At 66.9% G+C, this 22,372-nt stretch carries 19 protein-coding genes and 1 tRNA gene; 16 read left to right on the forward strand and 4 right to left on the reverse strand.

Annotated features, from left to right (window positions below):
• Window positions 1-118 precede the first annotated feature (118 nt).
• The 11 genes from topA to ACQP2T_RS01510 all read left to right on the forward strand — a co-directional run bounded on the left by topA (window position 119) and on the right by ACQP2T_RS01510 (window position 14,110).
• Complete coding sequence (gene topA / locus ACQP2T_RS01460; RefSeq protein WP_433514393.1) at window positions 119-2,806, forward strand: type I DNA topoisomerase; 2,688 nt, start codon at window positions 119-121, stop codon at window positions 2,804-2,806.
• A gap of 13 nt (window positions 2,807-2,819) precedes the next feature.
• On the forward strand, window positions 2,820-4,064 hold the full coding sequence (locus tag ACQP2T_RS01465) for a metallophosphoesterase (RefSeq protein ID WP_433514394.1): 1,245 nt from the start codon (window positions 2,820-2,822) through the stop codon (window positions 4,062-4,064).
• 119 nt (window positions 4,065-4,183) lie between these two features.
• Window positions 4,184-4,777 carry a helix-turn-helix transcriptional regulator gene (locus ACQP2T_RS01470; RefSeq protein ID WP_433514395.1) on the forward strand — a complete coding sequence of 198 codons (594 nt, stop codon included), beginning with the start codon at window positions 4,184-4,186 and terminating at the stop codon, window positions 4,775-4,777.
• 233 nt (window positions 4,778-5,010) lie between these two features.
• Complete coding sequence (tmk, locus tag ACQP2T_RS01475; RefSeq protein WP_433514396.1) at window positions 5,011-6,981, forward strand: dTMP kinase; 1,971 nt, start codon at window positions 5,011-5,013, stop codon at window positions 6,979-6,981.
• A gap of 211 nt (window positions 6,982-7,192) precedes the next feature.
• Complete coding sequence (locus tag ACQP2T_RS01480) at window positions 7,193-8,371, forward strand: DNA polymerase III subunit delta' (RefSeq protein WP_433514397.1); 1,179 nt, start codon at window positions 7,193-7,195, stop codon at window positions 8,369-8,371.
• A gap of 192 nt (window positions 8,372-8,563) precedes the next feature.
• The gene (locus ACQP2T_RS01485) at window positions 8,564-8,983 is read left to right on the forward strand and encodes a sigma-70 family RNA polymerase sigma factor (protein ID WP_433519694.1); all 420 of its coding nucleotides are present in this window, start codon (window positions 8,564-8,566) and stop codon (window positions 8,981-8,983) included.
• Entirely contained in the window at window positions 8,980-10,041 is a 1,062-nt protein-coding gene (locus ACQP2T_RS01490; protein WP_433514398.1) for a permease-like cell division protein FtsX, read from the forward strand. Before ACQP2T_RS01485 ends, ACQP2T_RS01490 begins: the two co-directional genes overlap by 4 nt.
• Before the next feature lie 134 nt (window positions 10,042-10,175).
• Window positions 10,176-11,027, forward strand: coding sequence for a PSP1 domain-containing protein (locus tag ACQP2T_RS01495; RefSeq protein WP_433514399.1), 852 nt, complete (start codon window positions 10,176-10,178; stop codon window positions 11,025-11,027).
• 288 nt (window positions 11,028-11,315) lie between these two features.
• Window positions 11,316-12,767 carry an alpha/beta hydrolase gene (locus tag ACQP2T_RS01500; protein ID WP_433514400.1) on the forward strand — a complete coding sequence of 484 codons (1,452 nt, stop codon included), beginning with the start codon at window positions 11,316-11,318 and terminating at the stop codon, window positions 12,765-12,767.
• A 55-nt stretch (window positions 12,768-12,822) separates the two neighbouring features.
• A tRNA-Thr gene (locus ACQP2T_RS01505) sits at window positions 12,823-12,896 on the forward strand.
• A 587-nt stretch (window positions 12,897-13,483) separates the two neighbouring features.
• A complete protein-coding gene (locus tag ACQP2T_RS01510; RefSeq protein WP_433514401.1) occupies window positions 13,484-14,110 on the forward strand; it encodes a helix-turn-helix domain-containing protein in 627 nt (208 codons plus the stop codon).
• On the opposite strand, the gene ACQP2T_RS01515 is transcribed toward ACQP2T_RS01510, so the two are convergent.
• Window positions 14,089-14,742 (reverse strand): class I SAM-dependent methyltransferase, encoded by a 654-nt coding sequence (locus tag ACQP2T_RS01515; protein WP_433514402.1) that lies wholly within the window; start codon window positions 14,740-14,742, stop codon window positions 14,089-14,091. The genes ACQP2T_RS01510 and ACQP2T_RS01515 overlap by 22 nt on opposite strands.
• A 96-nt stretch (window positions 14,743-14,838) precedes the next feature.
• Window positions 14,839-15,300: a tyrosine-type recombinase/integrase gene (locus tag ACQP2T_RS01520; protein WP_433514403.1), complete on the reverse strand. Its 462-nt coding sequence runs from the start codon at window positions 15,298-15,300 to the stop codon at window positions 14,839-14,841.
• Between the two features lie 311 nt (window positions 15,301-15,611).
• On the opposite strand from ACQP2T_RS01520, the gene ACQP2T_RS01525 reads away from it, so the two are divergent.
• From ACQP2T_RS01525 to ACQP2T_RS01540, 4 genes are all read left to right on the forward strand, one after another.
• A complete protein-coding gene (locus ACQP2T_RS01525) occupies window positions 15,612-17,183 on the forward strand; it encodes a hypothetical protein (RefSeq protein WP_433514404.1) in 1,572 nt (523 codons plus the stop codon).
• Between the two features lie 245 nt (window positions 17,184-17,428).
• On the forward strand, window positions 17,429-18,082 hold the full coding sequence (locus ACQP2T_RS01530) for a 4a-hydroxytetrahydrobiopterin dehydratase (RefSeq protein WP_433514405.1): 654 nt from the start codon (window positions 17,429-17,431) through the stop codon (window positions 18,080-18,082).
• A gap of 459 nt (window positions 18,083-18,541) precedes the next feature.
• Window positions 18,542-19,699 (forward strand): hypothetical protein, encoded by a 1,158-nt coding sequence (locus ACQP2T_RS01535; protein ID WP_433514406.1) that lies wholly within the window; start codon window positions 18,542-18,544, stop codon window positions 19,697-19,699.
• 314 nt (window positions 19,700-20,013) lie between these two features.
• Window positions 20,014-20,340, forward strand: a complete 327-nt coding sequence (locus ACQP2T_RS01540; RefSeq protein WP_433514407.1) for a hypothetical protein — start codon at window positions 20,014-20,016, stop codon at window positions 20,338-20,340.
• A 75-nt stretch (window positions 20,341-20,415) separates the two neighbouring features.
• On the opposite strand, the gene ACQP2T_RS01545 is transcribed toward ACQP2T_RS01540, so the two are convergent.
• Both ACQP2T_RS01545 and ACQP2T_RS01550 read right to left on the reverse strand, forming a co-directional pair.
• Window positions 20,416-20,880, reverse strand: coding sequence for a hypothetical protein (locus ACQP2T_RS01545; RefSeq protein ID WP_433514408.1), 465 nt, complete (start codon window positions 20,878-20,880; stop codon window positions 20,416-20,418).
• 45 nt (window positions 20,881-20,925) lie between these two features.
• Window positions 20,926-21,516 carry a TetR/AcrR family transcriptional regulator gene (locus tag ACQP2T_RS01550; RefSeq protein ID WP_433514409.1) on the reverse strand — a complete coding sequence of 197 codons (591 nt, stop codon included), beginning with the start codon at window positions 21,514-21,516 and terminating at the stop codon, window positions 20,926-20,928.
• A gap of 51 nt (window positions 21,517-21,567) precedes the next feature.
• Between ACQP2T_RS01550 and ACQP2T_RS01555 the strand changes: the two genes are divergently transcribed.
• On the forward strand, window positions 21,568-22,368 hold the full coding sequence (locus ACQP2T_RS01555) for an SDR family oxidoreductase (protein ID WP_433514410.1): 801 nt from the start codon (window positions 21,568-21,570) through the stop codon (window positions 22,366-22,368).
• Window positions 22,369-22,372 lie beyond the last annotated feature (4 nt).

A 22,372-nucleotide genomic window follows, 5' to 3' on the forward strand; every position in this document is an offset into this window, starting at 1 on the left:
TCCGGAAGCTAGTGGGTAGTCCCGGGGGAAGGAAAATTCCGCGAGTCGGGTTACCTTTCAGATCAGTGCCGGCTCCCGGCAGGGGGAATTGCAAGCGAACAGTGAGGTAGGAAGCAGCGTGCCAGCCAACAACGGCAGCACCGGTGGAACCCGCCGTCTGGTGATCGTCGAGTCGCCCGCCAAGGCGAAGACGATCAGGGACTACCTCGGTGCCGGCTACATGGTCGAGTCCAGCATTGGCCACATCCGCGATCTGCCGGAGCGGGCCGATGACATTCCCGAGAAGTACAAGGGGGAGCCATGGGCGCGCCTCGGGGTCAATGTCGATCATGAGTTCGAGCCGCTGTACGTCGTCAACGCCGACAAGAGGTCGCAGGTCAGCAAGCTGAAGCAGCTGCTGAAGGATGCCGACGAACTCTACCTGGCCACTGACGAGGACCGCGAGGGCGAGGCCATCGCATGGCACCTGCGCGAGGTGCTCAAGCCCAAGGTGCCGGTGCACCGCATGGTCTTCCACGAGATCACCCCACAGGCCATCCGGGACGCGGTGGCCAATCCGCGCGACCTCAACCTGCGCCTCGTCGACGCCCAGGAGACCAGGCGCATCCTCGACCGGCTCTATGGCTACGAGGTCAGCCCGGTCCTGTGGAAGAAGGTCAAGCCGCGGCTGTCGGCCGGCCGGGTGCAGTCGGTGGCGACCAGGCTCGTGGTGGAGCGGGAGCGGGAGCGCATGGCGTTCACGTCCGCCCATTACTGGGACCTGCAGGCGCTGTTCGACACGGGCAAGGCAGAGGAGCGTCCGCGTGACTTCACCGCGACGCTGACCTCGGTCGACGGCAAGCGGGTCGCCCAGGGGCGCGACTTCGCCACCACCGGCCTGCTGAAGACGAACGACGTGCTCCACCTGTCGGAGGCCGCCGCCGGTGAGCTGGCGGGCCGGCTCCAGGGTTCGTCGTTCGCGGTCAAGTCCGTCGAGCGCAAGCCGTACACCCGTAAGCCGTACGCTCCCTTCCGGACGACCACTTTGCAGCAGGAGGCGAGCCGTAAACTGGGCTTCTCCGCCAAGTACACGATGCAGGTGGCGCAGCGGCTCTACGAAAACGGCTTCATCACCTACATGCGTACTGACAGCATCACGCTGTCGGAGACGGCGGTGGCGGCCGCGCGCTCCCAGGCGATCAAGCTGTACGGCTCTGCGTACGTTCCCGACAAGCCGCGTGTTTACACCAGCAAGGTCAAGAGCGCGCAGGAGGCGCACGAGGCGATCCGGCCTTCCGGGGAGGAGTTCCGCACTCCCGGTGAGACCGGGCTCAACGGTGACCAGTTCCGCCTGTACGAGCTGATCTGGCAGCGGACCGTCTCGTCCCAGATGAAGGACGCGGTCGGCGAGTCCGTCACGGTCAAGGTGCGCGGCGCGTCGGCCACCGGCGAGGACGTCGAGTTCAGCGCCTCGGGCCGGACGATCACGTTCTACGGCTTCCTCAAGGCGTACGTCGAGGGCGCCGACGATCCGTCGACAGACCGCGACGACTCCGAGAAGCGGCTGCCGAACCTGACCGAGGGCGACGCGCTGAGCGTCTCGCGGCTCGACGTGGCCGGCCACTCGACCAAGCCGCCCGCCCGCTACACCGAGGCCTCGCTGGTCAAGGAGATGGAGGATCGGGAGATCGGGCGTCCTTCGACGTACGCCTCGATCATCGGCACGATCCTCGACCGTGGCTACGTGTTCAAGAAGGGCACCGCGCTGGTGCCGTCCTTCCTGGCGTTCGCCGTGGTCAACCTGCTGGAGCAGCATTTCGGCAACCTGGTCGACTACGACTTCACCGCCGAGATGGAGAAGGTGCTCGACGACATCGCCAACGACCGGGCGGAGCGGGTGCCGGAGCTGCAGCGCTTCTACTACGGCGAGGACGGCGACGAGGGTCTCAAGGAGATGGTCACCGACCTCGGCGACATCGACGCCAAGGAGATCAGCTCCTTCCCGATCAAGGACACCGACATCGTCATCAGGGTCGGGCGATACGGCCCATACCTTGACAGGGGCGGCGCTCGGGTGAACGTGCCCGAGGACATGACGCCCGACGAACTGACCGCCGAGAAGGCGGAGGAGCTCTTCTCACGGCCCACCGGCGACCGCGAGATGGGGACCGACCCGGTCACCGGGCACATGATCGTCGCCAAGGACGGGCGATTCGGCCCGTACGTCACCGAGATCCTGCCCACGCAGGAGGAGGAGACCCCGAAGCGGCGCACCAAGAAGGCCGACGCGGCGAAGCCGCGGACGAGCTCGCTGTTCAAGTCGATGTCGCTCGACACCGTGACACTCGAGGACGCGCTCAAGCTGCTGTCGATCCCCCGGGTCGTCGGTGAGCTGGAGGGCGAGGAGGTCGTCGCGTACAACGGGAAGTTCGGCCCCTACCTGAAGAAGGCCACCGAAACGCGGTCGCTGGCCGCGGAGGAAGAGTTGTTCACGGTCACGATCGAGCAGGCCAAGGAGCTGTTCTCGCAGCCCAAGCCGCGGGGCAGGGGCCGGGCGGCGGCCGCGCCGCCGCTGCGGGAGCTGGGTGAGGACCCCAACTCCAAGAAGCCCGTCGTGGTCAAGGAGGGGCGATTCGGTCCCTACGTGACCGATGGCGAGACGAACGCGTCGCTGCGCAAGGGCGACACGGTCGAGGAGATCACGATCGAGCGGGCGGCGGAACTGCTGGCCGAGCGGCGTGAGCGGGCCCCGGCGCCGAAGAAGACGACGACCCGGAAGGCGCCGGCCAAGAAGGCACCCGCGAAGAAGCCGGCGGCCAAGTCGTAAGTAGCATTGCCGCGTGGTGGTCTTGATCTTCGTGGGCCTGGTGTTCGTGGCGCATCTCTATCTGTGGCATCGGATGGTGCGCTCGACCACTCGGCGGGGGCGGCTGCGCACTGGCCTGACCTGGGGGTTGGTGGGGCTCCTTGCGCTGGTCGTCGTGACGTTCGCGGGGATGCGGCTGGAGATGTTCCAGTGGCTGGCGTGGCCGGGCTATCTGTGGATCGCGATCATGTTCTATCTGGTGATCGCTCTGGTCCTGCTGGAGATTCCTCGGTTGGTGGCGTGGTTAGCGCTGGTCCGGGGGCGGGCGGCTGTGCCGTCGCCGGTGGAGGTGGTGCGGCCGGTGACTGTGCCCGCCCCGGATATTTCGGATATTTCGGGGTTTGGGAAGGTTTCGGAAGTGGAACCGTCGCCGGGCGGCGACGCGATGAGCAGGCGGCTCTTCCTCGGACGGACCACCGCCGCCGTCGCGGGCGTGGGCGCGCTCGGCACGGTCGGGTACGGCATCGGCGCCGCGCTGGGTGATCCGGTGATCGAACCGGTCAAGGTCGCGCTGCTCGGGCTCGACTCCAGGCTGAGCGGCCTGCGGTTCGCCGTGGTCAGCGACATCCACCTGGGGCCGCTCACGGGCAAGGCGCACACCGAGCGCATCGTACGGATGATCAACGGTCTGCGGGCCGACGTGGTGGCGATCGTCGGCGACCTGGTCGACGGCTCGGTGGCCGAGCTGGGTCCGTTGGCCAGGCCGCTGCGGAGCCTCGAATCCCGCTATGGCGCCTATTTCGTGACAGGTAATCACGAGTACTACACCAGAAACGGCCCCGGTGAGTGGATCGAGGAGCTGGACCGGCTCGGCGTTCGCTCGCTGCGGAACGAACGGGTGGAGATCCGGCACCAGGGCGGCGTGCTGGACCTGGCCGGGGTGAACGACCTCAACGGCGCCACCGCGAACGACGGGCCCGACTTCGACAAGGCGCTCGGCGGCCGCGATACGAGCCGCTCCACGGTCCTGCTGGCCCACCAGCCGGTTCAGGTCTCGCAGGCCGCGCGTTATGGCGTGGACCTGCAGCTGTCGGGGCACACGCATGGCGGGCAGCTGACGCCGTTCAACCTTGTGGTGCCGCTGCAACAGCCGGTCGTGTCGGGGCTGGCGACGGTTGACGGGGTGCGGGTGTACGTCACGCGCGGCGCCGGGTTCTGGGGGCCGCCGGTCCGGGTGGGTGCGCCGCCCGAGATCACGCTGCTTGAGCTGCGCGCCTGACCTTGTGGGCGCGCTTGCCCAAGGCTGCGCTGCTTGAACCGCGCTGCTGACTTTCCGCGATCCGCTGGTCGCTCAAGCCTGCGAAGGGGTAGTATCCAAGCGGATACGTTGGAGGTGGGATGATCTCTTCCCCGGTGGAGGGGGCGTTCGGCGACCTGCTGCCCGAGCAGGGTGCGGTGCCCGAGGGGCCGACGCCCGACGTCACGTTCTGGGCGGAGCGCGGCGGCCTGCTGCTCAAACAGGCCAGACACGCGGCCAACATGAACCAGAAGGCGCTGGCCGGCATGAGCGGCACGTCGCGGACGACGCTGTCGGCCTACGAGCACGGCCGGAAGTCGCCCACGCTCGAAACGGCCGGGCGCATCCTCGACGCCGCCGGGTTCCGGCTGGTGCTGGAGGCCAAGGTCGAGTTCACCACCCGCCAGGGGGCCGACGGCCGCCCATTTCACGTGCCCAACCGGCTGCCGCGCCTGCCGGCGTTGCGGGCCCTGGCCACCATCCGCCTCGGCGACAGGGCCTATGATCTGGCCGATCGCGGGGATCGCCGGGATGCCTACGTCATGCTGTTGCGGGAAGGGACTCAGCGGGAGCTGCTCGAGCATCTCGACGGGCTGCTGCTGGTGGAGCTCTGGGATGAGCTGGTGCTGCCTGAGTCCGTACGGGCCGGGTGGCAGCCGTTGGTGGAGCTCGCCCGGCCGTACAAAAGGGACTAGCGAGACAAGAAGGATCTGTCTGGTGTTTTCGGGGGCCTATTCGAGCTGTGTATCATGCGCGACGGCCCGTATACGTAATACTCTCAGCGACGAGCAGCCGGGTATATCCGGCTCGTCTCCTGTCTTCCCATTTCCGGCGAGCACCTGGATACGCTGACATTATGACCGCCCGTGGCCGACGCCAACCGACACATGTGCTGGCTAACGCATCTTTCCGCCGGCTCTGGACGGCGATGTCGGTGTGCAGCCTCGGCGACTGGCTGAACATCCTGGCACTGACCGCCCTGGCAGGAAACCTGACCCAGGGCGACTACCGCACGCAGTCGCTGGCCGTCGGCGGCGTCTTCATCGCCAAGATGCTGCCCGCCGTCCTGCTCGGACCCCTCGCGGGAGCGTTCGCCGACCGCTTCGACCGGCGGGTGACGATGTTCACCTCCGACCTGGCCCGGTTCGCCGTGGTCCTGTCGATTCCGCTGGTCGGCAGCTATCAATGGATCATCGTCGCGACGATCCTGGTCGAGTGCGTCAACCTGTTCTGGGTCCCGGCCAAGGATGCCACGGTCCCCAACCTGGTGCCGAAGGAGCAGCTCGAATCGGCCAACCAGCTCAACCTGCTGGTCACCTACGGCAGCGCGCCGGTCGCCGCGATCCTGTTCACGGCGCTGTCCGTGGTGGGCGACGTACTGAAGAACGCCGTGCCGTTCCTGTCCGGCATGGACCCGACCGGGCCGGCGCTGATCGTCAACGCCTGCGCGTACCTGGTGTCCGCGTTCCTGATCTTCACGCTGCGCGGCATTCCCAAGCGTGACGGCGCCATCTCCACCCCGTCGGTGCTCAAGCAGATCGTCGAGGGCTGGCGGTTCGTGGGCGGCAACCGGCTGGTGCGCGGGCTGATCATCGGCATGCTGGGGGCGTTCGCGGCGGGCGGCGCGGTCGTGGGCGTCGCGAAGATCTACGTGGGCGCGCTCGGCGGCGGCGACGCGGCATACGGCGTGGTGTTCGCCGCGGTCTTCGTCGGCATGGCGCTGGGCATGTTCTTCGGCCTGCGGCTGCTGCGCGAGCTGTCGCGGCGCCGGTTGTTCGGTCTGGCGATCACCGTGGCGGGCGTGGTGCTGGTCGCGATCGCGATCATCCACAACCTGGTGATCGTGGTCATGCTGACCGTGCTGCTCGGGGCGTGCGCGGGCATCGCGTGGATCATCGGCTACACGCTCATCGGCCTCGAGGTCGAGGACTCGATGCGGGGGCGGACGTTCTCGTTCCTGCAGTCGACCGCGCGGGTCACGCTGCTGTTCGTGGTGGCGGTGGCCAACCCGCTGGCCGCGCTCGTCGGCGCGCACCCGCTGAGGCTGGGCGAGGTGGTCTATCAGTTCGACGGCACCAACCTGGTGCTGGTGGTCGGTGGCGTGCTCGCGACGGTCGTCGGCCTGCTGGCGCTGCGCCACATGGACGACAGGAAGGGCGTCTCGCTCTCCGAGGACCTGATCGCGGCGGTGCGCGGCGAGCGGCCGAAGTCGGAGACGGCGGAGCAGGTGCCGGGGCTGTTCGTGGCGTTCGAGGGCGGTGAGGGGTCGGGCAAGACGACCCAGTCGCGACTGCTCGCCATCTGGCTGCGCGATCAGGGCTTCGACGTCGTACAGACCCGTGAGCCCGGCTCGACCAAGGTCGGCATGCGGCTGCGCGCGATCCTCCTCGACGCCGCCGAACGCGGGCTGTCGGCGCGCGCCGAGGCGCTGCTGTACGCCGCCGACCGGGCCGAACACGTCGAGAAGGTCATCAGACCGGCCCTCTACCGCGGCTCACTGGTCATCTCCGACCGCTACGTGGACTCGTCGCTGGCCTACCAGGGAGCGGGACGGGCGCTCGACCCCGAGGACGTCTCCAAGGTCAACGCCTGGGCCACGGGTGGGCTGGTCCCGCATCTCACGGTGCTGATCGACACGCCGCCCCAGGTGGGGCTGACCAGGCTGGGCGGCGCGGCGGACCGGATCGAGGCCGAGCCGCTGGAGTTCCACGAGCGGGTGCGCAAGGAGTTCCGGGCGCTGGCCGCCGCCGATCCCGACCGCTACCTGGTGGTCGACGGGATGCTGCCGCCCGAGCAGATCACCCGGCTGATCCAGGACCGGGTGCACGAGCTCCTGCCCGATCCGGTGCCCCAGGAGTCCGAGGACATCACGGGCACGATGCCCGCCATCCGCGACTAGGGCGGTGTCCGCGAACCTTCGCGGACATCCGTTCTTTGTCTCCCCGGTCTCCCCGTGGGGGCCTGTGCCACGACGGACCGTCACCGTCCGCCCCCCGAAGGGGGTATCCCTCCCCGAGGACCCCTGCCACGACGGACCGTCACAGAGATTGAGACGGGCGTGTAACGGAACACCCGGGGAACCATCCCGGTCACCGCACTAGCCTTGTCGGGTGAGCGTCTTCGATGACCTCGTCGGTCAGGACCAGGCGGTGGCCGTGCTGTCCCGCGCGGCCGTGGCGGCAGGCGACGCCGTGCGGGGTGGTCGCGGCGCGGGCATGACGCATGCCTGGCTGTTCACCGGCCCGCCCGGGTCGGGCCGGGAGGAGGCCGCGCGGGCGTTCGCGGCATCGCTGCTCTGCCTGGACGGCGGCTGCGGTCACTGCGACCAGTGCCACCAGGTGCTGATCGGCTCACACCCCGACCTCGAGACGGTACGCCCCCAGGGCCTGTCCTACAGCGTCAAGCAGACGCGTGAGCTCATCCTGAGGGCAGCGGGCGCGCCCACGCAGGGCCGCTGGCGGGTCATCCTGTTCGAGGACGCCGACCGGGCCACGGAGTCGGCGGCGAACGCCCTGCTCAAGGCCATCGAGGAGCCGCCTCCACGTACGGTCTGGCTGCTGTGCGCGCCCGCCGCCGACGACATGATGATCACCATCCGATCGCGCTGCCGAGTGATCACCCTGGCCACCCCCGCCACGGAGGCGGTCGCCCACGTGCTGGCCACCCGCGACAGCGTGCCCTGGGAGACCGCCCGCTTCGCCGCCCGCGCCTCTCAGGGGCACATCAGCCGGGCCCGGGCGCTGGCCCTGGACGAGAACGTACGGCGGCGCCGGGAGGCCGTCCTGGCCATCCCTCGCTCGCTGTCCGGGGTCGGCGATTGCGTCTCGGCCGCCGAACGCTTGGTCAAAACGGCCGAAGAAGAGGCCGCGGCGGCGACGGCCGCGCTCAACGAGACCGAGACCACCGAGCTGCGCAAGATCTACGGCGAGGGGTCCACGGGCAAGGGCCTCAACCGTGGGTTGGTGCGAGGCGGCGCGGGGGCGTTGAAGGAGCTGGAGGACCGGCAGAAGTCGCGGGCCACGCGCATCAAACGCGACTCGCTCGACGCGGCGCTGCTGGAGCTGGTGTCGTTCTATCGGGACGTCCTCGCCATGCAGTTCGCGGCCGGGGTGGAGCTGGCCAACGACGACATCCGCTTCGAGCTCGACCAGCTGGCCAAGCTGTCGACGCCGGAGGAGACGTTGCGGCGGATCGACGCGATCATGCGGTGCCGCGAACGCCTCGACGCCAACGTCAACCCGCAGATCGCGGTCGAGGCGATGATGCTCTCCCTCCGGTCCGCCGTGTAGCGGGTTCTTTCCCGCCGGGTGGCCCTCGCGGAAGTTGGTCATGTGGCAGGAGCAGCAGATGAGGCCCTTGAGCGTCTCTGTAATGTGAAAGTCGAGCAGCTTTCCCCCCCAGAGCCCCTGATACGAGAACGCGTCGATGTAGCGGCGATCTTCGCTGAGCATCACGTGGGTCTCGTGCGGCTGGCGCTCGTCATGGTCGGTGACCAGGCGACCGCCGAAGACGTCGTCCAGGAGGCGTTCACGCGCACCCACGCCAGCCGCTGGCGGCTACGAGATCCGGACAAGGCGCTGGCCTATGTGCGTTCTGCGGTGTTCAACGGCTGCCGGTCCGTGATGCGGAGGCGGGCGATCGCGTTTCGCCGTGCCATGCCGTACGAACCGCCTGTCTGGTCCGCGGAGAGCGCCGTCCTGGTGAGCGAGGAGCGCCGCGAGGTGCTGCTGGCCCTGCGCGAGCTGCCGAGCAGGCAGCGCGAGGCGCTGACGTTGCGTTACTACCTCGATCTGTCCGACCAGGAGATCGCCGAGACCATGGGCATCAGTGGGGGCACCGCCAGATCAACGATCGCACGAGGGCTCGCCGCTCTCGGCCGAGCACTTGAGGAGGGTTCATGAACAGCCCTGTGGAAGAACGTCTACGTGCGGCTCTCACTGAGGCGGGTGCCACGGTCGATCCCAGCACGCTGCGGCCGCTCCAATCGCTCGACCGGCGCCGTCGCGTCGATTTCCGCTTGCTTGCTGTGGCTGGGGTTACGGTGGTGCTCGCGGGGGCGGCGACCGTGGCCGCACTCACGTCTGTCGGCGACGAGCAGCGCGCGGTCGCGGCCAACTCGCCGATCAGCGAGAAGGGGCCGCAGGAGATCCGTCTTTTCCTGTGCTCCACCACGTCGAAGAGCCCCGATTGCGCCGGGGGCGCCACTGCCGAGCAGGTGGCGGCGCTACGGGCGACTCTGGGAGAGCGGCCGGACGTAGAGTGGTTGGAATTCGAAGATCAAGCGACGGCCTACGAGAGTTTTCGTCAACACTACGCCGATAACAAGGCGGTGATTGACGGGGTTGAGATGAGCGACATGTTCGCGTCGTTCCGGCTCAAGCTCAAGCCCGGAGCCGACGTGGATGCGCTGCTCGGAAAGGCGAAGGCGATAGGTGGGGTAGTCGCTTCCTCCCGTACATCGCTGAACGCCCAGACGGGAGCCGCCGAGCCGCCGAAGATGGAGGTTTCGGTCTTCCTATGTGGGGACGATTCGTCCCTCCCAGGGTGCGGCGCCGTCATCACCCCGGGACGGTCAAAGAAGGATCAGCATATCGTCAGAGCGGGAAAAGGAATCACGCTGGCCCAGCAGAGAGCTATCGCGACGGCGATCGAAAAGATGCCAGACGTCGCATCAGTACATTTCGAAGATCAGCAAGAGGCGTACGAGAACTTCCGCCGTTCCTATGCTGACAACAAGTCTCTCGTGCTGGCAACAAAGCAATCTGATATGCCCACCTCGTTCCGTCTGACGATGAAGCGGACTTCCGGTGGGGACACGATGATCGACAAACTGCTCAGCATGCCCGGCGTCGCGCAAGTCGTCGATCAGAGGTGCATGGCCGAACCGTTGAAGATCTTCACGCGTTATGGCATCTCGCAGCCCGGAGGCAGCAAGCTGTGCGCTCCAAAGACGCAGTAGTGCCGTACCGGGGCGCCTGAGGGTGCCGCAGGGATCTGGCGGTGGGGTTCTCACGCCGCACGCGTAGACACACGTAATGTGGCAACCGAAGGCCGTAAGAACCCCCGAGGCCGTCAGGAGGCGAGCACGAGCCCATGGGAATGATCATGGCCGTGAGCTTCACCCGCTACGGGCGGCTCTACTACCTCGATCCCGGTGGCCACACCCCCAAGGTGGGCGACAAGGTGCTGGTCCCGACCGACTCGGGTCCTGAGGTGGCGGAGTGCGTGTGGGCGCCGCAATATTCGAGTGAAGACATCGACGGAATGCCGGTGTGCGCAGGCATAGCGGGAGAGGAACACCTCTCCCGCGACGAGACCAACAAGCGCCGCAGGGCCGAGGCCCGCAGCGTGTCCAAGCGGTTGATCAAACGGCACGAGTTGCCGATGAAGGTGGTGGGCGTCGACTACCTCGACCAGGACAACGTCTACACGGTCTACTTCTCCGCTCCGCATCGGGTCGACTTCCGCGCGCTGGTCCGAGACCTGGCCCGCAACCTGCGGGCTCGGGTGGAGCTGCGGCAGATCGGCCCGCGCGACGAGGCGCGGTTGCAGGGCGGCATCGGCCCATGCGGTCGCGACCTGTGCTGCGCCACGTTCCTCAAGGACTTCGAACCGGTCTCCGTACGCATGGCCAAGGACCAGGATCTCCCGGTCAACCCCCTGCGCATCGCCGGAGCGTGCGGGCGGCTGATGTGCTGTCTCAAGTACGAGCATCCGCTCTATGTCGAGACCCGCAACCGGATGCCGCGTACGGGCAGCCGGGTGAGCACGCCGCAGGGGGAGGGAAGCGTCCTGGGGCATAACGTTCCGGCGGACACGGTGACGGTGCGTCTGGACGATGGTGGACGGCGCTGTGCGTGCCCTTCCGCTTCGGTGTGCTCGCCCCGGCAGCAGCACGACAAGATGTACGGCGAAGAGGGCGGCACGTCGTCTCCTGGCGGATAGCGGCGGATAGCGGCGGATAGCGGCGGATACCGGCGGATACCGGCGGATAGCGACAGGCAGGCAGCGACAGGTGGCGGCCGGGTAGTCGGCGGGCACGACGCGGGCAGTTCACGGGCGATGCTTGTGAACTTCGCGCCCGTCTGTCGCGCCTTTGTGCTCCTCAGCTGCGCTTCTTGGCTGGGGCGCCTTTTCGGGCACGGGTCGGCGAGACACACTTGACCCGTATGCGGCACGGGCTGATGCCATCCGCAGGTGGGAGGGAGACGGGACGCGCGTAAGATTCGGAGCGTGTGGTTTCGGACACTGACCGTCGTCGCCGCGACTGTGTTGTTCGCCTCCGCCTGTGCCGGGACAGAGGCGCCGGCGGACGGGCTGAGCTGGGCCGACTGTGGCGACGGGTTCGACTGCGCGAAGCTGTCGGTGCCGCTCGACTACGGCCGGCCGAACGGCGAGCACATCAAGATCAGTGTGGTCCGGCTGCCGGCCACCGGCGACCGAATCGGGTCTCTCGTGGTCAACCCAGGCGGTCCAGGAAGTTCCGGGGTCACGTATGCGCGAGCCGCCCGATCGATCGTGAGCGAGGAGGTGCGCGAACGGTTCGACATCGTAGGGTTCGATCCACGCGGTGTGGGTGAGTCGTCGCCCGTCGAGTGCCTGAGTGATTCGCGGCTCGACGCGTTCATCGCCCTGGACACCACCCCCGACACGCCGCAGGAACGGGCCGCGCTCGAGCAGGGTTCGCGCGAGTTCGCGAAGGGGTGCCAAGCCGGGTCAGGCCGTTTGCTGCCACATGTGGGCACCGTTGACGCCGCGCGGGACATGGATGGGCTGCGCCAGGCACTTGGTGACCAGAAACTGACCTATCTCGGCAAGTCCTACGGCACCTTCCTGGGCGCTGTTTATGCGGATATGTTCCCCAGCAAGGTCCGAGCCCTCGTACTTGACGGCGCTCTCGATCCGGCCATCTCCCGGCTGAAGCTCAACGCCGACCAGGCCCTGGGCTTCGAACGCGCCCTCCGCGCCTACCTGGAGTCCTGTCTGGCCGAGGGCGACTGCCCGTTCCGCAGCCGTACCGTCGACGGCGCTCTGGCCGAGGTGACCGAGCTCCTGCACCGTACAGACGCCCGTCCATTGCCGGCTGACGGGCGGCAGGCCGGCGAGTCGCTCGCCACCCTCGGCGCCCTGACGCCGCTCTACGACCGCGGCTCCTGGCCTGAACTAACCGAAACGTTCCGCCAGGCCCTGAACGGCGACGGCAGACTGCTCCTCCGCAACGCCGACCAACTGATCGACAGACACGCCAACGGCGCCTACTCCAACCAGACCGAGTCCAACATGGCCATCAACTGCGTAGACGGCGCCTATCCCAAGGACGTCTCCGCCTACGCGGCCGCGGCGACGGACGCGGAACGCCAGGCACCCAGGTTCGGCTCCTATCTCATGTGGAGCTCGCTTCCCTGCGCCTTCTGGCCCGCCAAGCCGACACTCACAAACCGCCCACCCACCGCCAAAGGCGCCGCCCCGATCCTGGTCGTCGGCACCGAACGCGACCCGGCCACCCCGTACGCGTGGGCGCAGGCCCTGGCGAGCGAACTGAACTCGGGCGTGCTCCTCGGCTATGACGGTGACGGTCACACGGCGTACTTCAACGGCTCGACATGCGTGGACGACGCGGTGGACCGCTACCTGCTGACGGGCACGCCACCACAAGACGGAACTGTCTGTCCGGGCATCGGCTGATCGGGGGAGCAAGAACTCCTTAGGCTCCTGTAGACTCAATCACGCTGTACGGCACGCCGCCTTAGCTCAGTCGGCCAGAGCACTTCACTCGTAATGAAGGGGTCTCGGGTTCGAATCCCGAAGGCGGCTCCCAGCTCAAAGGCCCCTCGCGATGATCGCGGGGGGCCTTTTGCTAACACTCCTGCTAACAGGGGCCAGGTGCAGACGTCGGCATTACTACAGCGTCTTCGGTTCCCTGTGTTTACCTAGGTAAAACGGACATCGGCGTAGTCTCGTCGCAGCCGACCGAGGTCGGGTAGTGATCCGGTGGAAGCCGAAGCCGCGTCCGTCCGGCAAGTCGGGCGGACCGTGGGTTGAGAACCGCGTTGTCGGGGCCTGACTGCGCACTGCTGGAGGAAGTGCGCCTCTTGGGCCACCGCCCCGCCGGACGCTGTCCTGTTGGTGCGGACACCAATGGGGGCGGGGACCGGGCGCTCAGTCAGGCACCCGGCTGTGACAGAAAATTACCGCACGATTACCACCCGTCGCAACCGATCGCGTCAGAGAAATCCAACAACAGTTCTAACGGTAACCACCGGCTCGCATAGCGAATGCCAGCGACAGTTCATACCCTGCCCGATCCTGGCGCTCCTGGCAGGATGGAGTGCGTGCAAGGTGGGGACCAGCTGCCGGCGGGCTTCGCGATAGGCGACGGCTATGCGCGTTATCGTGGACCGTTGACCGACAGTGCGGCGCACCGGCACGCCGCCTTCCAGATCGTTGTCGCGGTTCGTGGCGAGGTCGCCATGCTGGATGCTTGCGAAACGTGTCATCGGGGCACGGTGCTGGTCGTACCACCGATGACGCGGCACCAGCTGCTCGCGGCGGCTGACGTGCTCACGTACTTCGTCGAGCCTCATTCCGCATTCGCCGACCAGCTGCGCGAATACGACGGCATCACCTCAGCGAGCCAGCTGCACGGCCTGGGGGAGGAAGGGATCCGCTCGTCCGCCGTTCATGCGTCCAGCGCGCTGGACCCGCGGCTGGTGGCGGCGATGGACACGACGATGGCGGACTGGGAACTGTCGATGCCGGAGCTGGCGGCGCGGGTTGGCCTTTCGCCCCAGCGGTTGCGCGCGCTGGCCCGGCGCGAGCTGGGGATGCCGCTGACGCGCTGGCGGGCTTGGGCGCGGTTGCGTCGAGCGGCGGAGGCGTTGACTGACGGCCAGTCGCTGGCGGAGGCGGCAGCCACCGCGAGCTTCGCCGATCAGGCGCATCTCACGCGCTGGATGCGGGAGATGATGGGCTTGACCCCCTCCGCGGTGCTGCCGGTGCTGCGCGCTCAATCGCGTCGCGCGGTGTAGATCGAGATGGACCCACTGATCGTCGGCACGACCTCGGCTTCCCGTACGTCGTGGAAGCCGGCTTCGGAGATCAGTTGGGGCAGGATGCCGTCGGCGTTGGGTTGGGTGTCCTGCTTGCCGTCGGCCAGTTGTACGACGCGGAAAGCCGTGCGCATCAACCGGGTACGTTGCCGTCCGTAGTCGGCGATCACCAGTCGCCCGCCGGACCGCAACGCCGCAAACATGGACGCCAGGACCGCACGCTTGATCTCCATGGGGCACTGGTGCAGGACAAGGCTGGACACCACAGCATCCGCCGAGCTTTCGCCGACGACCTCCGCCAGTGCGTCGCCGAGGCCTGCCCGCCACTCCAGTTCGGCGCCCGCGTCGTCAGCCTTGCGTCGCGCCCTGGTCAGCACCTCGGGATCGGGATCGACACCGATGATTCGTGCTCCCGGTTGTGCGTGATGCAGCAGCAACGCCAATGAGCCGGTGCCGCATCCCACGTCGATGACCACCTCACCGGACCGCGGCGCCACGTGCATGGCGACCAGCCCGCGCCACAACCGCTCCCGCATCAATGCGGCGACTGAATCGTAGAATCGAGTGGGCAGGAAACGGCCCATCGCAGGGGTGAAGGCTTGCTTGCTCATGCCGACAGCATTGACCGCGCGCGGTTGCCGCGTCTTGAACAAAGCGCTCGTCACGCCGAACTGCCGAATCCCTCTGATCTCAACTCCGTGCAGGGCCTAGCAGGTGTCCTTCACGGTTCGGGCAAAGATGTCGGCGGCGGCTGTCTCCGCTGAGTGGATGACGTGGGCGTAGACGCGCAGGGTGATCGCGGGGTCGGCGTGGCCGAGGCGGGCCGCTACGACGTGAACGGGGACGCCGGCCAGAAGCAGCAAGGTCGCGTGGATGTGGCGCAGGTCGTGCAGGCGGATCACCGGTAGTGGGTCGGAGGCGGTCTCGTTGTGGGCCTGATGAGCTTGCGCGGCAGGCCGATGACGGTCGTGGGATAGATCGGGCCGCCAAGCCGTCGTGAACACGGTGTCGTCAGAGCCCTTCCAGGAGTCGCCGATGCGGACCTTCTCGGCTTCATGGGCCTTCTGGTGGTCGCGGAGTACGGTCGCCGTGGTGTCGTCGATGCTGACCACGCGAGTCCGGCCGCTCTTGGTTGTGCCCTCGACGCGCTGGCCCTCGACCACTCCCACGGAGCCCTTGATGGTGACGCGCTTGCCGTCGAGGTCGATGTCTCGCCAGCGGAGGTTGCGCGCCAGCGGCGCATGGAGCGAATGCTTGTCAAGACGCTGAAGGTATTGCTGAATCGCCCTGCTATGGCCGCCTCACGTTCTATTGTCGCGCTCCAATGCGCACGTTTGGATCTAAAGGGCGATCTTCTGGGGCGTATCTCCAAACGGGGGGTTTCGAATGTGTCCCAGTGTCGCCCCCTGTCCTGCCCCCGGTGCTTTCGGGGCGGGCGGCTCATCGGCCTGTGCCGTCCTCCAAAAAAGGAGTCGTGATCATGACCGCATTGACCTACACCGTCTTCACCGACCCGGCGTCCGTGGAGGCGTCAGCGGCCGGACGGAGGTCCAAATCCACAGGGACGGTGTACCTGGTCATCACCAACACCGCAAGGAGGACGGATTGGTCCAGGATCGAGGTGAAGGTGCCCGTCGGCGACGGCGTTGGCGACCTCACCCCGAAGCTCCCGGAGATGAAGGGCAAGTACACCGACAACCGGTGGGGGACCCAGGCGAGTACCCAGGAGGTGAAGGTCGACCCGCAGCGGGACACCAACGTCTTTGAAGTCACCCCCAAGAGCGGGGGCGCAGCTTCTTTCAAACCCGGCGACTACCTGGTGCTGACGATGGAGAACGTCACCATCGCCGCCACCGCCGGGCCGGCCGTGCTGACGGTGAGAGAGAAGACCGAAGACGATGACGGGGAGCACACCCGCTACACGTCGGTGGCGCTGGTCAAGACCGCCCCGAGGGAGATTCCGGCGCCGCGTGACTTCCACCCGGACAAGGGCATGGTGGGCGCCGGCGAAAACCTCGCGCTGAGCTGGGAGGGGTCCCCCGAATTCGACTACAAGATCCTTTTCCCCGGCGGGCAGAAGGACATTTCCTCGGACGGGCGTACCTGGACCCCGCCCGACGCGCCGAAGCGGGCCACCACCTACACGCTCGTCGCCACCGACCCCGTCACCCAGAAGCAGCACTTCCTCACCACCACCGTCCAAGTGCGCTTCCCCGTCCTGGAAACGCTCACCGCCACCACCGCGATTGACACGCCCTGGGTCCAGGGGGCGGCGGACGGAAAGAGGGGGCGAGTAACCTTCACCAGCACAGGGGTGGAGATCTTCGGCAACTCCGGCGGGCAGGGGACCGTTACGGCCGACAGAGCCGACCTCAACGGTGTGAACACCGGCTGGGTGCAGGGGAGAAGCGCCGACGACGGGAAGATCATGTTCCCCAAGGACGGGCTCGACGTCCGCCAGGGAAGCGGAGCATGGGGAACCGTCCACGCCGACAGGGCAGACCTCAACGGCATCAACACCGAATGGGTGCAGGGGAGAAGATCCGATGACGGATGGATCGGCTTCTCCAAGGAGGGGCTGGACGTGCGTAAGGGGGCCGGGAAGTCCTGGGGATCCGTGTTCGCCGACAGGGCAGACCTCAACGGTGTGAACACCGAGTGGGTGCAGGGGAGAAGCGCCGACGACGGGAAGATCATGTTCCCCAAGGACGGGCTCGATGTCCGCAACGGAAGCGGAGCATGGGGAACCATGCACGCCGACAAGGCCGACCTCAACGGCATCAATACCGAATGGGTGCAGGGCAGAAGCGCCGATGACGGATGGATCACCTTCCCCGTGGAAGGGCTCAAAGTCCACCGGAAGGACGACAGCCACCTGACACATCTGGATGTCGGTTACGCGACCCACGACATCGTGAAAACCAGAATCGTGCGGGGACTGAATGACGATGACGGATGGATCAGCTTCCGCAGGGAAGGGCTGAACATCCGCCGGGAGGGCGGCATGGAACGGGGCACTCTGTTCGCTGCCAAGACTGAACTAAAGGGATGAGCCCCAACAGGGTCCACTCATAGGCATCAAGGGGTGGCGGCGCTGTGGGGCCGCCACCCGGCTATGGGCCTGCCGCCCACCAGGCATGCGGCTTGGGAAGGGTCGGGTCGGCAAAGCCGCGCTGAGCCGCATCTTTGTCCCCTGGCACCCGAAGGTCTTGCCAACCCGATTGGGTGACGAAGTGGGTGACAACGAGGAATTTCGATCATGGACCGTCGTCAGGTTTTGACATGCAAGGATGGCTTATGAGCAAGCTGACCGGACGGCAGATCGCAGACGAAGGGCTGGACGGGTGGGCATACCTGCTCGGCGCCCTGCAGACCCGCATCCTCACCAAGAACTTCGCGGCCGGGCTCTCAATCGTCAACGCCATCGGCGCGGCAGCCGAGCAAATGAGCCATCATCCCGACCTCGACCTGCGCTACACCCACGTAGACGTCCGATTGACCAGCCATGACGAGCGCGCGGTCACAAACCGCGATATCCGGCTGGCTCGCGCCATCTCCTCCATCGCCGCCGACGCCGGGGCGCGGCTGGAATCCTCGAACGTCTCCCGGCTCGAACTCGCCCTCGACACCCCGGCCGGAGAGCCGATTCCGCCGTTCTGGGCCGCGGTGCTGGCGATGGAGCATCTGTCCGGCCCTGACTTCGGCGACGAACTCCGCGACCCAGCCGACGTTCTGCCGGCCGTGTGGTTCCAGACGTCCGGCACCGAGGAACCCCGCCAGCGCTGGCATCTCGACATATGGGTGGATCCCGCGCAGGTCCAGCCACGCATAGACGCGGCACTCGCCGTCGGCGGCACGCTGGTCAGCGACGCGGAGGCGCCGAGCTTCTGGGTGCTCGCCGACCCGGAAGGTAACCGGGCGTGCCTGTGTACCTGGCAGTCCCGTGGTTGATAGCTGTCTGCGGCCTCGCAGCAGGACAAGGGCGTCATTTGGTCGGTCATATCCGGCTCTGCACTGAAGCTCTCCGCCTGTCGCGACTCGTCACGCTCGTGTCTCGCGGCAACAGATGCGCAACGCTCATAAGAAGCTCGGTGTACGGCTTGCGCGGATTCCGAATACTCATCCGGACCACGTACTGCCATCATTTTCGGGCGCACCGATCCTGGATTACTTGCGGATAATGCGAGGGCGAGTCCGTTTCGAAGTCGGCGCCCAGCGGAGGGCGACTGTCCGGATGCGTACGCCACTGCATTGACGGCGTTCAACCTGGCGAGCGTCCCCGCCGCAGCGTCCCCTGCTCCGTCCGAAACTGTGATGTCGGTCGCAGCGCAACATCCGAGGTTCCACCGTCCAACGCTGGAACGATTAAAGCGGGAAGCAACACGTAAGGGGGTCTCTCTGGAGCAGACGGTGGACGCCTACATAGACAAGCAGGCGAAGACCGACCCGGCGGCCACCGCGAACCGGCCGGACGGCCCGGTGGATATCCCCGACGTCGCCATCGATGATCTGTCCGCCGCCAATATCGAGATCCTGAAGGGCATGGCGCGAGCCCAGGGCGTCAGCTTCAGCGAGGCGATCGAGCGCCATGGGGCGTGGCCTGCGACCAAGCAGAAGCTGGTGCGACTTCAGCGTGCGCTCAGCGACGAGTTCGCCGGCGGCGAGCGCGCGGATGACGGTTCGAAGGTTTGGCTTGGCTTCAAGGGACAGATTCCAGCGCAGGCCGTCGAAACGGCCAAATCCCTTCCGCTTCAGGTGGAACTGCAAGGCAACCTTGGTTACACCGAGGCCGAACTGAACGAAGCGAAGAAGCGTGTACACCGCGCCCTGCTGAAGGACCCACGGTTCTCCAGCGTGGCCAGCTATTACGACGCCAAGTCGGGTACCGTGCAAAGCCTCGTGGTCCCCGCGCCCGCGGCCAAAGCGTCCGTCAACGATGAGAGCGCCCGGTCGACGGTTTCTCCACTGGTGACCAACCCCGCCATTACGATGGACGTGAAAGTCACGGAAGGGCCGGTCGCATCCACCTTCGCCGACCCGTACATCCGGGGTGGTGGCGATCTGCAGAACTGCACGTCCAACTTCAACGTGGTGGCAACGTGGGACTACGAGACGCGACGCCATGCCACGGCCGGGCATTGCGCCAACGGCGCGTCGACGCGGACGTACTGTAACTATCCAGTCGACGGAGGCAACTGCACCTCGATCACCTTGACGAATCAGTGCTGGATCGGTTGTGAGTACGGTGACGCCGCACTGTACACCCGGGGGAGTCTGACGCTCACCCGTACCTTCTACTACAACGCCCAGAACAAGGCGTATGTGGATGGCGAGGACCCCGTCCAGTGGGTCGGTGATTCCATATGTAAGTGGGGGCGATATTCCGGAAGCTCCTGCGGCACTGTGCAGAGGACCAACTGGTCCAACGACAACTCTGACAATCTCTTCGTGACCAGCATTCCCGTCGGAAACACCACATGCAGGGTTCGGAGATGCCCTCGATACGCGAGGCGCCTAAGAGGTGCGCCGTTCATGATGGGTTCTTCGTGGTCGAGCCTTGGGGTATGAAACGCTTGTAGAGCTGTTATCTGTCCGGATACAGCTCCGGGATACCAACGGCCGCTGGGTAACCATGGACGAGCGGGGGGATCGCACGGTTCCGCCGACGACGCCGACGACGCTGACTGTGACCGCGCCCTGCTTTCCAGGTCTATGGCGTGCAAGAGGCGCCGCCGTCGGCGCGACAAGGGGTACCGACGGCAGAGTGAAGGAGTTCGAACCCGCGCAGAAAGACAGACCCGAACGATTGGTGAGCGCCAATGACTGCGAACGCCACTGAACCGCGCGGATCTCGAACGGCAGCATTGCGGCATGCAGTTGACGTGCTGCGACTATGCCTGCCCGCCCCCGACCGCAAGGGCGTCCTCGGCTACGCGTCCAGCGGAACAGAGCGACGTGGCCCGGCCCTGTACGCGTCCAGGTGGAAGTCGCTGCTGAGGGCCGTCGCCGAAATATGGCGTCCTCGTATCGACCCGGCGCCGGGGGTGGCCGAATGGGTGCTGACCAGGGAAGCCGATGGTTGGGCGCTCCGGCTGGAAGGGGAGATCGGCCCTGCTGCGTACTTCACCACTGATGAGGAGAACGCGGCATTCGACTGGGCCCGCCGAGTTCAAAAGGCGATCCACTACGTGGGGCCGCCGCCGCTTTGAAGGCCCGGCTCTCGAACGAAGCGCTCGTGTGGGAGCCGGGGCCATCGGGTGCGGGGGCACAGCCCGGGGAGCGCGTCAATCGAAGAGGTCCTGACCATCGCGACCCGACGGGTCCATGCTGAGCAGGCTTTCGTGGAGCGACTGAACAGCGCGGCCGGTGAGTTCGCCCGTTGCTGTCGTCTCCATCAGCCGCCAGCCGGGGGAGTCGTCCGGTGCTTCGTCGTCCCGGCCGTGGGTGGTGAGGCGGTACAGCAGGCCGAAGATCGCGTCATAGGCCGTACTGCGTACGAGCTGTGTAAGGTCGTCGCGGTTTGCGCCGTTGGAGAGCAGGCGGCTCGCCGCCGGGATCGTCTCCAGCGAGCCGGGAGCGGCCCAGACGTCGATCAGTTCTGGCCAGACGCTTCTCAACGCCAGGAAGCGAGCGAGTTGAGGGATGTTCTCGGTGATCTCCGAGACCGCCCAGCCTTCAGGGTCATCGGCTCCGAGAGCTTCGAAACAGGCTCGCAGTGCGACTACCGCGTCGCGATCCACTTCGTCCATCCCGACATCTCACTACAGCCTCTGGTGGCGGACGAATCCGCGCCTTCAGAATGCGGTGTCGAAGGCTGAGGTCAGGGCCTGGCGCATGAGGGTGGGGAGGTCCTGTCGGCCGTCTCCTTCGGCCCAGCGGATAAGCGCGACATGGATGACCGCCAAACATGCGGCAGTCGTGCTGCGGATGCGGAATTCCTGGTCAGGGTCGGTGGTGCCGGCGCAGAGGGTGTCGACGACGGCGATCTCGGTGGCGTACTGGCTGTCCAGATGGCGGGCCTGCAGGGCGGGAGTGGAGATCATCAGGTTGAGGCGAGCGAGCAGGAGGTCCCGGTCGGAGCTGACGGCCATGGCGGCGGTCTGCACCAAGGCCCGGCCGATCCGCTGACGTAGTGGCTCCTCCTGTTGCTGTGCCGCCAGCGCCGCTGCGGTCTCCTGGTCGAACTCGTCGTAGAGCACCAGGTCTTCTTTGGTGGCGAAGTGCCGGTACAGGGTCATCGCGGATACCCCGGCCGCCTGCGCGACGTCGTTGATCGTGGTCGCGTCGTAGCCCCGTGCCATGAACAGGCGTACTGCGTGCGCCTGGAGCGTGCGCCGGGTCTCTGCCCGGCGCCGCTCACGCAGGCTTGCCGTCTCTCCTGTCACCTGATAGAACCTACCATGCTGATAGTTACTAACAAGTTTGCGGGGTGCGCAATGGGACAACCGGCAGAGAAGACGGCACTGGTGACCGGGGCCTCACGCGGGATCGGGCGGGCGGTCGCCGAACGTCTCGCCGCCGACGGGGCCCTCGTCGTCGTTCACTACGGGAAGGACGCGGCAGCGGCACAGGAGACGGTCGAGCGCATCGAAGGGGCCGGCGGGCGCGCGTACCCGATCGGCGCGGACCTGGAGGACGCGGGAGCGGTCGACGCGTTGTTCGCCGAGCTGGCGGCCGGTCTGGCAGGACGGCGCCTGGACATCCTGGTCAACAACGCCGCGGCCGCCCCGGCCGGTCCGATCGAGACCGACACGGCCGAGCAGTTCGACCGGCTCTTCGCGGTGAATGTCAGGGCGCCGTACTTCATCATCAAGCGCGCGCTTCCCCTGCTGGCCGATGGCGGACGCATCATCAGCGTCTCGTCGGCCGTCACCCGGATCGCCAATCCCGCACAGACCTCCTTCGCTATGACCAAGGGCGCGATAGAGACCATGAGCCGCACCCTCGCCCTGGCGCTGGGCGAGCGTGGCATCACGGTGAACGTCGTCGCGCCGGGTGCGACCATGACCGAGGCGAACACGTCGCTGTTCCCCCCTGAGGCGGCGGCGTTCCTGGCGGGGCAGGCTGCGCTGGGGCGGGTCGGCCGGGCCGAGGACGTGGCCGACGTGGTGGCCCTCCTCGCCTCCGACGATGCCCGCTGGGTGACCGGGCAGGTGGTGGACGCCAGCGGTGGGCTCCACCTCGGGGCTCGGGTAGCGCTCGCCACCTCAGATGTACGGGACGAGGCGCTGTCGTAGGGCG

The organism is Nonomuraea sp. CA-143628 (genome assembly GCF_050942315.1).
Lineage (GTDB): Bacteria > Actinomycetota > Actinomycetes > Streptosporangiales > Streptosporangiaceae > Nonomuraea.